Origin of the sequence: Agromyces sp. NDB4Y10, assembly GCF_001620055.1 — a bacterium.
Lineage (GTDB): Bacteria > Actinomycetota > Actinomycetes > Actinomycetales > Microbacteriaceae > Agromyces > Agromyces indicus.
Genome location: NZ_LQGY01000035.1, coordinates 75215 through 88818 on the forward strand (window position 1 = coordinate 75215; position 13604 = coordinate 88818).

Here is a 13604-nt window from a genome sequence, read left to right on the forward strand (position 1 = left end):
GCCGGCTACGAGAGGATGTCGCGCGTCGCGAACCGCCACGCGGCGAGGCCGCCGAACACCACCGCGTAGGCGCCCTGCAGGAGGGCGTTGTCGGCGAACGACTCCCACGACGGCGGCGAGCGCAGCAGGTCGGCGAAGTCGAACCAGCGGTCGGTGAACAGGAACGGGTGCAGCCACTCGAGCTGCGGGATGGCGCCGACGATCTGCGCGGTCACCGCGAGGATCGCCGTCGCCGCCATCGCACCGACGGGCACGACGGTCAGCGTCGAGGCGAACAGGCCGATCGCCGAGAGGCCCAGCATCGACACGGCGACGAACGCGCCGATCGCGAGGAAGCGCAGCAGCCCCTCGCCGACCGAGATCTGCCCGCCGGAGAGCAGCGTGACCGGCCCGATCGGGAACAGCGCCCAGCCGACGAGCGTGCCGACCACCACCACGGTCAGCGCCGCGGCGACGCAGAAGGCCGCGGCGACGAGGTACTTGACGACGAGCAGGCGGATGCGGCCGGCCGGGGCGATCACGAGGTAGCGGAGGGTGCCGAGGCTCGCCTCACCGGCGATGGTGTCGCCCGCGACGACGGAGACGGTGAGCGGCAGGAACAGCGGCGTCGCGACGACGAGCGCGGTCACGCCGACGAACAGGCCGTTCCCGGCGATCTGGTCGAGGAACGCCGGTCCGCGCCCGGGGCCGGCGGGCCCGGCGAGTCGGATGGCGATGCCGATGAGGATCGGGATGAGCGCGAGCGCGGCGAGCATGGCCCAGGTGCGCCAGCGCCGGAAGAGGGTCACCAGTTCGGAGCCGAGCAGTGCGAGGCCGAGCGCGGGTCTCGATCCCGGAGCGGGTCGCGGTCCCGATACGGGCGCTTCGCGTTCTGCTCGCTCCACGGTCGGTGACGGAGCAGGGCGCGCAGCGCCCGTATCGAGATCCGGCTCAGGCGACGACATCGAAGCCCTCCCCCGTGAGTTCGACGAAGCGCTGCTCGAGGCTCGTGCGCCGCACGGCGAACCCGCGCACGCGCACGCCGTCGGCGACGAGCGCGGCGACGATCGCGTCGGCCGGCGGGGCGCCATCGATCCCGTCGTCGTGGGTGAACCGCGCCGTGACGAGCGCATCGGATGCGGCGTCGGAGTCGTGCGCCGGCCCCGTGGCATCCGTCGCCAGGCCCAGCCGCTCGAGCGTCGCGCGCGCCGGCCCGGGATCGGGCGTGACGACCTCGACGCGCGACTCGCCGGACCGCCGGAACTCCTCGAGCGTGCCCTGCGCCACGAGCCGACCGGCGCTCATGACGCCGACGTGCGTGCAGAGCTGCTCGACCTCGGCGAGCAGGTGGCTCGAGACGAACACCGTCGTGCCGTCGGCCGCGAACGAGCGGATCAGGGAGCGCACCTCGCGCGTACCCTGCGGGTCGAGGCCGTTGGTGGGTTCGTCGAGCACGAGCAGGTCGCGCGGCATGAGCAGCGCGTTCGCGAGCCCGAGTCGCTGTTTCATGCCGAGGGAGTAGGCGCCGGCCTTCTTGCGCGCAGCGTGCGCGAGGCCGACGCGGTCGAGCGCCGCGGCCACGCGGTCCGCGCGGGTCGCGGGCGGGGCGTGCCGGTCGGCGGCGTCGAAGCGGCGGAGGTTCGCCGCGCCCGAGAGGAAGGGCGCGAACGCGGGCCCCTCGACGAGCGCGCCGACGCGCGGCAGCACGTCGTGCAGCGCGCGCGGCATGTCGCCGCCGAGGACGCGCGCCTGCCCCGCGGTCGCACCGACGAGGCCGAGCAGCATCCGGATCGTCGTGGTCTTGCCCGATCCGTTCGGGCCCAGGAAGCCGAACACCGACCCGCGCGGCACCGCGAGGTCGATGCCGTCGACGGCGGTCTGCGCGCGGAAGCGCTTGGTGAGCCCGTGCGTCTCGATCGCGAGCTCGGTCACCGGCGCCCCGTCAGCGGCCCGACGCGGCGTACTCGACGAGCGCGTCGACGGGCACCGACCCGGCGAGCACGCGGCCGTCGTCGGTGAGGAGCACCGACAGCAGCGAGGTCTGCAGCGCGCGACCGCCGTCGACCGGGGTGGTCAGGGCCTCCAGTGCCGCGGATGCCTCGGCGAGCCCGCCCTCGGCGTCCATCTCGACCACGGTCGCCCAGCCCTCGCCGTGCACCACGGGCCGGTCGCCGTGCGCGTCGGGGGCGACCCCGTCGTCGCCCTCGGCGCGCGCCTCGGCGTCAGCCTGCCACTGCGCCCACTCCTCTGCGGAGGGGATGGGCAGTTCCTGCTCGGTGACGGTGAACCCGTCGGCGGGTTCGAAGGCGAACACCGCAGCGTCGGGCGCGGCGAACGAGACGTCGGTGAACCCGGTCGAGAACGCCGGATCGCTCGCCCCGCGGGCGGTGACGGATGCCGCGAGGGCCGCACCGTTCTCGCCGTCGATGGCCACGCGGATCTCGCCGACGAGCGTCTCGTCGGTGCGCGGCTCGAGCACGAGCTCGTACGCGTCGCGCCCGGCGACCCGGCCGTCGGTGCCGACGGACACCTCGGTCGTCTCGTCGAGCCGTTCGAGCGCCCGGTCGAGCAGCTGCTGCGGGGTCGGCAGCTCCGCACCCTCCGGAAGCTCGGCCTCGGCCTTCGCCTTCGCCTCGTCGGCCTTCGCCCGCAGGTCCGCCTCGATCCCCTCGAGGTCGGCGTCGGCGGGCACGGTCAGCCGCGTGGCGGTCTGCGTCTCGGAGTCGACGAACCACGCCTCGTCCGGCCCGAGGTAGACGTTCCGCTCGGCCATCCGGTCGAGCACCTGCAGCCGCGCCCGGTCGTCGTCGAGGTACACCTTCGCGTCGAAGCTGCCGGTGGCCAGCGCGATGAGCTCCTCGAGCGCAGCGGATGCCGCGGCATCCGTCTCGTCGCCGCCGCTGCCCGCGCTGCCCCCGCTGCTCCCGCCGGTCAGCGCGCCGAGGTCGGGCAGGCCGAGCTCGGAGCGCTGCTCGATCGTGCCCGAGAGCGACTCGACGTCGCTCGCCTCGACGAACTCGAGCAGTTCCTCGACGGTCTTGTCGGGCAGGTCGACGGCGGCGGTCGCCTGCATCGGCACGAGGACGGCGGCGGCGATCGCGATCGGCACGCCGATGGCCGGAACGAGGACGCGGGCGCGGTTCGGCCCGGTGGCGCGTGGGCTCATGCCATCAGGCTACGCCCGCCCGGGGCCGCCGCGGCCGGAGCGCGGTGAACCCACAGGATCCGGTCCGCCATCGGTTGCCGCCGACCTCGGACGGGTCTAAGGTGCGGACCACTGTTGTCACCAGTTCGGGGGGTATGTCTCATGGTCGAGCTCGTCCACCGCAGGACCGCGATCCGCGGTTCCGCCCTCGCCGTCGCGGCGGCCGTCTCGCTGGTCGGCGCGGTCGCCGCCACGCCGGCCACCGCGGCGCCCGCGGCCACGGCCGTCGCCGCGGGGCGTCCGGCCCCGCCTTCGCCGGCGACCTCGACGGGGACCGGCGGAGCCGTGTCATCCGTCGACGCCGAGGCCAGCCGAGCCGGGCTCGAGGTGCTGCGCAGGGGCGGCAACGCAGCCGACGCGGCCGTGGCCACCGCTGCGGCGCTCGGCGTGACCGAGCCGTACAGCGCGGGCATCGGCGGCGGAGGGTACTTCGTGCACTTCGACGCCGAGACCGGCGAGGTGACCACGATCGACGGACGGGAGACGGCGCCCGCGGCGATGGCGAGCGACGCGTTCATCGACCCGGCGACCGGGTCGCCCTACCCCTTCGCCTCGGCCGTGTCGTCGGGCCTGTCGGTCGGCGTACCCGGCACGCTCGCGACGTGGGAGGCGGCGCTCGACGAGTACGGCACCCGGTCGCTGCGCGACGTGCTGAAGCCCGCGATCCTGCTGGCCACGCGCGGCTTCGAGGTCGACGAGACGTTCCGCCGGCAGACGCTCGACAACGCGGCCCGCTTCGCGCAGTTCCCCGACACGGCCGAGCTGTTCCTGCCCGGCGGCGACGCGCCGAAGGTCGGCTCGACGTTCCGCAACCCCGACCTCGCGACGACGCTGCGGCAGATCTCGCTCCGGGGCACCGAGGTCTTCTACGACGGACCCATCGCCGACGAGATCGCCGCCGTCGTGCAGGAGCCCGTCACGACCGACGGCGCGACGCTCCCGGCGTACCCCGGGTTCATGACGGCCGACGACCTCGCCGAGTACGAGGTGCTCTTCCAGGAGCCGACGCACGTCGACTACCGCGGCCTCGACGTCTACGGCATGGCGCCCTCGTCGTCGGGCGGCACCACCGTGGGTGAGACGCTCAACATCCTCGAGAACTTCGACCTGTCGGCGGATGACACGGGACAGGCGCTGCACCTGTTCCTCGAGGCCACGGCGCACGCCTTCGCCGACCGCAACGCGTACGTCGGCGACCCGGCGTTCGTCGACGTGCCGACCGAGACGCTGCTCAGCCAGGAGTTCGCGGACTCGCGCGCGTGCGCGATCGACCCCGAGCAGGCCGCAGCCAAGCCCGTCGCGCCCGGCGACCTCGGGGCGACCGGCTGCGAGGCCGCGGCGGCTGCGGCATCCGCCGATCAGGGCGTCTCGACGACCCACCTCTCGGTCGTCGACCGCTGGGGCAACGCGGTCGCGTACACGCTCACGATCGAGCAGACCGGCGGTTCGGGCATGACCGTGCCCGGGCGGGGGTTCCTGCTCAACAACGAGCTGACCGACTTCAGCTTCGTGCCGAACCCGACCGACCCGAACATCGTCGAGCCGGGCAAGCGCCCGCGCTCGTCGATGTCGCCGACGATCGTGCTCGAGGACGGCGAGGTGCGCTACGTCGTCGGCACGCCCGGCGGGTCGACGATCATCACGACCGTCGCGCAGATCCTCGTGAACCGCATCGACCTCGGCATGACGATGCCCGAGGCCGTCGCGGCACCGCGCGCGACGCAGCGCAACACGGCGGCGACGCTCGCGGAGGCCGACTTCATCGCGGCGTACCAGGCGGCGCTCGCGCCCTACGGGCAGCAGCTCACCCTCGTCGGGGCGGCGGGCACGTCGGCCGCCGAGATCGGCGCAGCGGCGGCGATCGAGGTCGACGCCGACGGGCTCATGACCGCGGCCGCCGAGCCCGAGCGTCGCGGCGGCGGGACCGGGCTGGTGCTGAAGCCGGCGCCCTGACCGCGCGCGCCCCGGCGGGCGCCGCGGTCAGGCGCCCGTCGGGGTCAGGCGGGCGCCGCGGTCAGGCGTCCGTCGGGGTCACGCGCCCGCGCGGGCGCGCAGGCGCGGCGCGAGGTCGCGCTCGAACAGCTCGAGGAACCGTCGCTGGTCGTGTCCGGGCGCGTGGAAGACGAGGTGGTTGAAGCCCCAGTCGAGGTACTGCCCGATCTCCTCGACGACCTGGTCGGGGTCGCTGCCGACGATCCAGCGGCCGGCGATCTCCTCGATCGGGAGCGCGTCGGCCGCCTGCTCCATCTCGACGGGGTCGGTGATGTCGTGCTTCTGCTCCTTCGACAGCGACAGCGGCGACCAGAACCGGCAGTTCTCGAGCGCGTCGTCCTCGTCCTCCTCGTACGAGAGCTTGATCTCGATCATCCGGTCGATCGCGTCGTAGTCGCGCTTGCCGGCCTCGGCACCCTCCTTGACGGCGGGGATGAGTTGGTCGACGTAGAGCTCGGCACCCTTGCCGGACGTGCAGATGAAGCCGTCGCCCGCGCGCCCGGCGTACTTCGCGACGGTCGGCCCGCCCGCGGCGATGTACACGGGGACCCCGCCCTCGGGCTTGTCGTAGATGGAGGCGTCGTGGGTCGAGTAGTACTCGCCCTCGAAGTTCACGCGCTCGCCGTTCCACAGCGCGCGCATGAGCCGCACCGACTCGCGCAGGCGCGCGAACCGCTCGCGGAACTCCGGCCAGTCCTGCTCGCCCGCGCCGCGGAACCCGGTCGCGATCTCGTTGAGCGCCTCGCCCGTGCCGAAGCCGGCGATGACCCGGTCCGGGTACATGACGCCGAGCGACGCGAACGCCTGCGCGAGCACGGCGGGGTTGTACCGGAACGTCGGCGTCATCACGCTCGTGCCGATCTTCACGGTCGAGGTCCGCTCGCCGACCGCGGCCATCCAGGTGAGCGAGAACGGCGCGTGCCCGCCGGTGTGCCGCCATGGCTGGAAGTGGTCGCTCGTCCACACCGACTCCATGCCGTGGGCCTCGGCGGCGACGGCGATCTCGACGAGCTCGCGCGGGTCGAACTGCTCGGCGCTGGCCTTGTATCCGAGGGTCAGGGTCACGATGCTGCCTTCCTGTCTGCGCGGGCCGGCGTGGCCTGCGGGTCGAACGGACGCCGCGGCGCGGGCGCCCCGGCGAGGTCGGAGAGGGTGCGCACGACCGAAGCGGTGCGCGGGCCGGTGCCGAGCGCGACGGCCTCGGCGAGCTCGGCGGCCGTGTCGACGTCGCGGCGGAGCCCGGGCGCGACGGCCCCGGGGTGCTCCGCGACGACGTCGACGAATCCGGCGGCGGCGTGCCGGGCGGCGGAGTCGGCGCCGAAGTGTGCGACGAGCTCCTCCCCGGCGCGGGCGCTCGCGAGGGTGGTGCCGGTGCCCTCGGCGTCGGGCACGAAGGCGAGCGGATGCCGCGCCGCGACCTCGAGCGCCGCATCCAGGTCGCGGCTGCGCATCGCCGGCAGGTCGCCCAGCAGCACCGCCACACCGCGCGCGTCTCGCGCAGAGACGGGGTCTTCGACGCCGACGGATGCCCCGTTCTCCGCACGAGATCCCGGCAGGCCGGCGCGGGCGACGGCGACGCCGTGCGCGATCGCGGCGGACAGGCCGCGCGGCCCCACCTCCGGGACCACGTCGACGCCGACGGTCTCGCGCAGGGCGAGCTCGATCGCGGGCTCGTCGGACACGACGACGACACGGGTCACGCGCTCGGCGGCGGCGGCCGCGTCGACGGTGTCGAGCGCGAACGCGCGGGCGAGCGCCGCGCGCTCCGCCGGCGAGAGCTCGGGCGCGAGCCGGGTCTTCGCCCCGCTCAGCGACTTCACGGGCACGACGACGGTCCAGCCCGCGGCATCCGCTCGCCCGATGCCGCTCACGCGCGCAGCCCCGGGAGCACGTCGCGACCGAACACCTCGAGGAACTCGGCCTGGTTGCGGCCGACGTTGTGCAGGTAGATGCGGTCGAAGCCGAGGTCGAGGTGACGCTGGATGTGGGCCCGGTGCAGGTCGGGGTCGGCCGTCACGAGCATGCGCCCCTCGAAGTCCTCGGGTCGCACCGTGCGGGCGAGCTGCTCGAACTCGAAGGGCGAGCGGATGTCGCTGCGCGAGAAGCGCATGCCGCCGATCGGCCACTCGGTCAGCGCGTTGCGCATCGCCTCCTCGTCGGTCGGCGCCCACGACACGTGCAGCTGCAGCACGCGGGGCAGCGTGCTCGGGTCGCGTCCGGACTCGCGGGCGCCCTCGGCGAAGCGCGCGACGAGGGCCGCGAGCCGGTCGTACGGCGCACCCGTCGTGATGAGCCCGTCGGCGACCTTGCCCGCACGGCGAGCGGTGACCGGCCCGGCCGTCGCGACGAGGATGGGCGGGGCGACCTCGGGCATCGTCCAGAGCCGGGTCGTCTCGAGCCGGAAGTGCGGCCCGTGGTGCCGGACCTCGCGGCCCGCGATCGACGCGGTGAAGAGCTTGCGGATCACCTCGACGGCCTCGAACATGCGCGCGATGCGCTCGTGCGCCTCGGGCCAGTACTCGCCGACGACGTGCTCGTTGAGCGCCTCGCCCGATCCGATGCCGAGCCAGTGCCGGCCGGGGTACATCGACGCGAGGGTCGCGCTCGCCTGCGCGACGACCGCCGGGTGCGTGCGGAACGTCGGCGTCGTCACGCCCGGGCCGAAGTCGCCGGTCGTGCGCGCGCCCACCGCGCCGAGCACGCTCCACACGTGTCCCGACTGCCCCTGCTGCGGCAGCCACGGCTGGAAGTGGTCGGTCGCCATGACGCCGCTGAAGCCGTGCCGCTCCGCGAGTTCGGCGTACGCGATCGCCTCGGACGGAGCGAACTGCTCGAGCATCGCGGCGTAGCCGATTCGGACTGGCACCCCTCCATCCTGCCCCGACTGCGAGGCGGGGACACCCGATCGGCGGGATCCGCTCAGGCGCCGCGCAGCGGCCCCTCGGCCTGGGCCTCGTCGAATCCGGCCCGGTAGCCCTCGTCGTACGCCTCGTCGGCACCCTGCCGGAACAGGTCGCGGTCGGCGGGCCGCACGATCGTGCGGGCGCCCGGCAGGTCGAGGTCGCCGACGAGGCGTCCGAGTCCGCGCACGACCGCGACGGGTACGCCGGCGGCCTTGCCCTTGACGAGCTCGGCCGCGCCCGCGAGCTCGTCGGCGACGCACGGCATCGTGACGGCGAGCGGCTTGCCCGTGGCGTCCGTCTGCCCTCGGAGGTCGTCGAAGACGTGCACGCCGGCCGCGCCGATCGCGATGTCGGTCTGGCCCTCGCGCCACGCCCGGCCGAGCGTGTCGGACAGCAGCACGCCGACGCGGGCGCCGGTGAGGGCACGGATGCCGGTGGCGAGCGAGCGAGCGGACGCGTCGGGGTCGACCGGCAGCAGCAGCACCGTGCCCTCGGGGGCGTTCGACGCGTCGACCCCCGCGGCTGCGCCCACGACGCCGAGGCGGTTCTCGACGATGCGGGTGACCGAGTCGCCCGTGCGGCGGGTCGCCACGACGCGCACCGTCTCGTCGGTGATCGCCTGCTCGCGGTCGTCCGCGCGCACCACGCGACCCTCGGCCTTCGAGACGATCTTCGAGGTCACGACGAGGATGTCGCCGTCGGCGAGGGGCTCGGGCAGCGCCTCGACGATGAGCGCCGCGAGGTCGTCGCCCTCCGTGATCTCGGGCAGCCCCTCGACGCCTTCGATGCTGTACCGCACGTGCATCCCTCCCGTCGGCCCTCCCCACATCTTGGCAGCAGGCGGCGGGCGCTGTCAGACTGCGCACGAGGCGCTCCGCCGGCGAGCGCCGCGGGAGGTGGACCAGTGGTCGAGACGACCGCGCCCGGGCGGCGCCCGGTGATCGTGTGGGACCTCGTGCTGACGATCGTGCTGCTGGTGCTTCTGGTCGGCGGCGGCCTGCTCCTCGGGTTCTTCGCGTTCCTGCTGCTCGCGTTCGGCGGCGACTCCTGCGGCGCGTCGTCGACGTGCGACTACGACGTGATGACCACGGGCGCGTTCACCGCGGTCGGCGGCGTCGTCCTCGTCGGGTTCCTCGCGCTCGTCGGATCGATCGTGCTGCTCGTGCTGCGCCGCATCGCGTTCTGGGTGCCGCTCGTCGGCCTCGTCCTGATGATCGCGGCGTTCTGGATCGGCGCGTCGATCAGCTCGTCGGGCGTGCGCCCGATCTCGGGCTGACGTACCGAGTACAAGGGCCTGTGCCGAGCGGATGCCGCGGCAGTAGCATCCGCTTCATGACGACTGATTTCGGGGCCGACGGGCTGACGCAGCAGGGCGATCCGCGGGAGCTGCGCAACGAGACGCCCGGGCAGCGCCTCGACCGGAAGTGGAACGACATCCTGCAGGAGCTGCGCGTCGTGATGACGGGCACCCAGCTGATCACGGGCTTCCTGCTGGCGGTCGCCTTCCAGCCCAAGTTCGCCGACCTGCAGCGGCACGAGGTCACGCTCTACCTGGTGCTCGTGGTCCTCGCGACGACGGCGACCATGCTCGGGCTCGCGCCCGTGATCCTGCACCGGGAGCTCAGCGGCCAGAAGCAGAAGGAAAGGGTCGTGCGCATCGCCAACGTGCTGCTGCTCGCGCTGCTCGTCGTGGTCTCGCTCGTGGCCGCGGGCGTCGCGATGCTCATCTTCGACGTGGCCGTGAACCAGGAGGCCGGGTGGATCGCGGGCGGCGTCTCGCTCGTGCTGCTGCTCGTCTTCTGGATCGTGGTGCCGCGCATCGGCAAGCGCGAGCCGAAGCAGCGCTGACGCGCCTTCCGCTCACGCTCGCGGCGTTCGCGCGCGTCCCCCGTTCGGGGACTCCGGTGCTGCGGCTCGCGACCCCTAACATTGGCTGGCGGTCCGTCCGGATCGCCCTCCAACCCTGACCCGAACGGACCCTCCATGGCCCCTGCGCCCATGGCCGGGATGCGTCGCGCCGCCGTGCTCGTCGCCGCCCTGGCCCTCCTCGGAACCGGCATCGCGCCGGCCCACGCCGATGAGACCGCCGACCTGACCGCTCCTCCCCTCGTCGATGCGACGTCCGCCGACTCGACCGTCGATGACTCGTCGGCGATTCCCGAGGGCCTCCGCGCCAAGGTGGCCGCGGATTCGCCGCTCGCGTTCCTCGAGTCCTCCCCGACCCCCGGCGGAGCCGGTCTCCGGGCGGCCCAGGCCACGACCACCGAGGCGAACGGCACCGCGAGCATCAGCGGCGTCCTGACGTACTGGTCGGCCGGGGTCGGCGGGTATCCGCTCAGCACGGGCGCGATCGACGCGCACCGGTACGACGCCGGGATCGACGACTACGAGTTCGTCGCGACCGCCACGACCGCTGCGAACGGCGCGTACACCCTGAGCGGCCTTCCCGCCGGGGAGTACCTGCTCCTCGCCTACGACACCGCCGCGACGCCGAAGGGCCTGCCCGAGTTCTACCGCGACGCCCAGGTGGTCGCATGGGCCGAGCACGTCATCGTCGCCGACGGCCAGGCGCGCACCGGCATCAACGAGGAGCTCGAGCCGCTCCTCAAGGACCGCATCGCGGGAGCCGACCGCTACGCCACCTCCGTCGCCGCCTCGCAGTCCGCGTTCGACGAGGGCGTGGCGTGCGTCTGGATCGCGAACGGCCTCGCCTTCCCCGACGCCCTGAGCGCCGGTCCGGCCGCCGCACACTGCGGTGGGCCGCTCCTGCTCGTGCCCGGCACCGGGATCCCGACGGTCGTGCTCGACGAGCTGAAGCGGCTGAAGCCGGCGAAGATCTACGTCGCCGGCGGCACCGGCGCGGTGTCGGCGAACGTGGAGAAGACGCTGCGCACGCTCGCCCCGAGCTTCCAGCGCTATGCGGGCACCGACCGCTACGACACCTCCCGCAAGATCGTCGCGGGCGCCTTCGGGACCTCCGACGCCGTCTGGGTGGCCTCGGGCCTGAACTTCCCCGACGCGCTCTCGGCGAGCGGCGCCGCTGCGGCCGCCGACATCCCCGTGCTGATCCTGCCCGGCACCGCGACCTCGCTGGACGCCGCGTCGCGGACGGCCATCACGAACCTCGGCGCGGCGTCCGTCGGCATCGCGGGCGGTACCGGTGCCGTGTCGAAGGGGATCGAGTCGGGCATCTGGTCGATCGCCTCCGTGGAGTGGCTCGAGCGCTTCGGCGGAGCGACCCGCTACGCGACCGCGGACGCCATCGCGACCGCGGTCTGGGACGGGAGCTGGGCGATCTACGCGTTCCTCGCGAGCGGATCGAACTTCCCCGACGCGCTCGCGGCCGCGCCGCTGGCCGGCTGGGTCGGCGCGCCGCTGTTCATCACGCCCGACACGTGCACGACCGCGGAGACCCGGGGCCTGATCGACTACCTGGGCGTCTACGAGGCGTTCGTCATGGGCTACTACCAGCCGCTGTACTACGGCAACTGGCAGCCGTTCCGGGCCTGCTGATCGAGCCGGTCCGCACCTGATCGCGACGGGCGCGCCTCCACGGAGAGGCGCGCCCGTCGTCGTTCCCGCCGGCACGGGCCGTCGCCGCGCGACCCTAGGCTGGAACCCATGCGCATCGCCACTTGGAACGTCAACTCGATCCGCACCCGCTACGGCCGGGTCGTCGACTGGATGGTGCGGGAGGACGTGGACGTGCTCGCGATGCAGGAGATCAAGTGCACGCGCGAGCAGTTCCCGCACGAGGCGTTCGAGGCGGCGGGGTACGAGCTCGCCATCCACGGCCTGAACCAGTGGAACGGCGTCGCGATCGCGAGCCGCCGACCCATCGACGACGTCGCGATCGAGTTCCCCGGCATGCCGGGCTTCCTGAAGGGCCAGGAGGGTCCCGACCTGCCGAAGGAGGCGCGCGCGATCGGCGCCACGGTCGACGGGGTCCGCCTCTGGAGCCTGTACGTGCCGAACGGCCGGTCGCTCGGCGACCCGCACTACGTCTACAAGCTCGACTGGCTCGCGGCACTCGCCGAGCACACCCGGGCCGAGACCGCGGCGCATCCCGAGCGCCCGTTCGCGCTCATGGGCGACTTCAACATCGCGCCGACCGACGACGACAACGGCGATCCGGTCGTCGTCGAGGGCCTGACCACCCACGTGTCGCCGGCCGAGCGGGCCGCGTTCGCGGCGCTCGAGCAGGCCGGGGTGGTCGACGTCGTCCGCCCCATCGTGCCGACGGGCTACACGTACTGGGACTACAAGCAGCTCAAGTTCCCGCGCAACGAGGGCATGCGCATCGACTTCATCCTCGGTTCCCGCGCGTTCGCCGATGCGGTGACGGATGCCTCGATCCACCGCAACGAACGCAAGGGCGACGGCCCCAGCGACCACGTGCCCGTGCTCGTCGACCTCGACCTCGCCGAGGAGGACGAGGACGTTCCGATGATCTTCGGGTGAACGCAACCCCGTAGCGCTCCCAGCCATCGGGGCTACCCTTCCTGTTGATGGATTCCCCCACCGAACACCTCCCCGAGCCGGTGCCGTCGGCCGCCGGCACGGCGGATCCGCTGCTCGACGCCGTCCTCGATGACCGATACCGCATCGACGGGCTCATCGGCCGCGGCGGCATGGCCGCGGTCTACCGCGCCGACGACCTCGCGCTCGGCCGGCGCGTGGCGGTCAAGGTGTTCTCGCCGTCGACCGAGGGCATCGACGACGCCGATCGGCGCAAGTCGGAGACGGCGCTGCTGGCGAGCCTGACGCATCCGTCGCTGGTGACCCTCTACGACGCCGCGAAGGATCCCGTGACCCATCGGGAGTTCCTGGTGATGGAGCTCGTCGAGGGCCGGGACCTGCGCGAGATCCTGCGCTCCGGCCCGATCGCCCGGGAGGAGACGGCACGGATGCTCGCCGATCTCGCGGAGGGCCTCCACGTCATCCACTCGCGCGGCATCGTGCACCGCGACGTGAAGCCGGCCAACGTGCTCCTCGCCCCCGCGCACCTGCCGACGCGGCGCTGGAACGCCAAGCTCGCCGACTTCGGCATCGCGCGGCTGCTCGACGAGTCGCGCCTCACCGCGACCGGCCGCATCATCGGCACGCCCGGCTACCTCAGTCCGGAACAGGTCCGCGGCGAGGCGCTCGGCAGCGCGGCCGACATCTACTCGCTCGGTCTGGTGATGCTCGAGGCGCTGACCGGGGTGCAGGCGTTCCCGGGGCCCGCCCTCGAGTCGGCGAGCGCACGTCTCGTGCGCAACCCCGAGGTCCCCTCGACGCTCGGCCCCGACTGGGTCGACCTGCTCACCGCGATGACGGCCCGCGCCGCCGCCGACCGGCCCACGGCGCTCGACGTCGCGCTCGCGGCGCAGACCCTCGACATCAGCGTGCGTTCCGACGCCTCCCCCGGCGGCGACGCGTCGGCGGCGACCGCGGCGACGGCGCTCACGCACCCGCCCGGGTCGCTCGGCGACACGCGCGTGCTGCCCGCGACCCGGGTCGGCGGCGCACCGACGGCGCCGGTC

Annotated in this window: 13 protein-coding genes; 6 read left to right on the forward strand and 7 right to left on the reverse strand. The window is 73.5% G+C overall.

The window, feature by feature from the left end:
- Nucleotides 1–5: 5 nt before the first annotated feature.
- Genes AVP42_RS09630 through AVP42_RS09640 form a run of 3 tightly spaced genes read right to left on the reverse strand, consistent with a single transcriptional unit; the run spans nucleotide 6 to nucleotide 3145 of the window.
- Complete coding sequence (locus AVP42_RS09630) at nucleotides 6–944, reverse strand: ABC transporter permease (protein WP_067948453.1); 939 nt, start codon at nucleotides 942–944, stop codon at nucleotides 6–8.
- Complete coding sequence (locus tag AVP42_RS09635; protein WP_067948455.1) at nucleotides 931–1911, reverse strand: ABC transporter ATP-binding protein; 981 nt, start codon at nucleotides 1909–1911, stop codon at nucleotides 931–933. Before AVP42_RS09635 ends, AVP42_RS09630 begins: the two co-directional genes overlap by 14 nt.
- Nucleotides 1912–1921: 10 nt before the next feature.
- Nucleotides 1922–3145, reverse strand: coding sequence for a hypothetical protein (locus AVP42_RS09640; protein WP_067948457.1), 1224 nt, complete (start codon nucleotides 3143–3145; stop codon nucleotides 1922–1924).
- Between the two features lie 141 nt (nucleotides 3146–3286).
- On the opposite strand from AVP42_RS09640, the gene ggt reads away from it, so the two are divergent.
- The gene (gene ggt, locus AVP42_RS09645) at nucleotides 3287–5137 is read left to right on the forward strand and encodes a gamma-glutamyltransferase (RefSeq protein ID WP_067948459.1); all 1851 of its coding nucleotides are present in this window, start codon (nucleotides 3287–3289) and stop codon (nucleotides 5135–5137) included.
- Between the two features lie 78 nt (nucleotides 5138–5215).
- On the opposite strand, the gene fgd is transcribed toward ggt, so the two are convergent.
- The 4 genes from fgd to AVP42_RS09665 are packed head-to-tail and all read right to left on the reverse strand — an operon-like array spanning nucleotide 5216 to nucleotide 8884.
- Nucleotides 5216–6241 (reverse strand): glucose-6-phosphate dehydrogenase (coenzyme-F420), encoded by a 1026-nt coding sequence (gene fgd / locus AVP42_RS09650; RefSeq protein WP_067948461.1) that lies wholly within the window; start codon nucleotides 6239–6241, stop codon nucleotides 5216–5218.
- On the reverse strand, nucleotides 6238–7047 hold the full coding sequence (locus tag AVP42_RS09655) for an NTP transferase domain-containing protein (protein ID WP_082847141.1): 810 nt from the start codon (nucleotides 7045–7047) through the stop codon (nucleotides 6238–6240). The genes fgd and AVP42_RS09655 overlap by 4 nt, the downstream gene beginning before the upstream one ends.
- Nucleotides 7044–8042 carry a TIGR03557 family F420-dependent LLM class oxidoreductase gene (locus AVP42_RS09660; protein WP_082847142.1) on the reverse strand — a complete coding sequence of 333 codons (999 nt, stop codon included), beginning with the start codon at nucleotides 8040–8042 and terminating at the stop codon, nucleotides 7044–7046. The genes AVP42_RS09655 and AVP42_RS09660 overlap by 4 nt, the downstream gene beginning before the upstream one ends.
- 53 nt (nucleotides 8043–8095) lie before the next feature.
- Nucleotides 8096–8884: a coenzyme F420-0:L-glutamate ligase gene (locus AVP42_RS09665; protein ID WP_067948465.1), complete on the reverse strand. Its 789-nt coding sequence runs from the start codon at nucleotides 8882–8884 to the stop codon at nucleotides 8096–8098.
- Between the two features lie 99 nt (nucleotides 8885–8983).
- On the opposite strand from AVP42_RS09665, the gene AVP42_RS09670 reads away from it, so the two are divergent.
- The 5 genes from AVP42_RS09670 to AVP42_RS09690 all read left to right on the forward strand — a co-directional run.
- Entirely contained in the window at nucleotides 8984–9355 is a 372-nt protein-coding gene (locus tag AVP42_RS09670) for a hypothetical protein (RefSeq protein ID WP_067948467.1), read from the forward strand.
- 56 nt (nucleotides 9356–9411) lie between these two features.
- Nucleotides 9412–9927 carry a DUF6328 family protein gene (locus AVP42_RS09675; protein ID WP_067948469.1) on the forward strand — a complete coding sequence of 172 codons (516 nt, stop codon included), beginning with the start codon at nucleotides 9412–9414 and terminating at the stop codon, nucleotides 9925–9927.
- A gap of 135 nt (nucleotides 9928–10062) precedes the next feature.
- Nucleotides 10063–11592 (forward strand): cell wall-binding repeat-containing protein, encoded by a 1530-nt coding sequence (locus AVP42_RS09680; RefSeq protein WP_082847143.1) that lies wholly within the window; start codon nucleotides 10063–10065, stop codon nucleotides 11590–11592.
- Nucleotides 11593–11700: 108 nt separating this feature from the next.
- Complete coding sequence (locus tag AVP42_RS09685; RefSeq protein WP_067948473.1) at nucleotides 11701–12540, forward strand: exodeoxyribonuclease III; 840 nt, start codon at nucleotides 11701–11703, stop codon at nucleotides 12538–12540.
- A gap of 47 nt (nucleotides 12541–12587) precedes the next feature.
- The coding region (locus AVP42_RS09690; protein ID WP_067948475.1) for a serine/threonine-protein kinase at nucleotides 12588–13604 on the forward strand (1017 nt) is incomplete at its 3' end.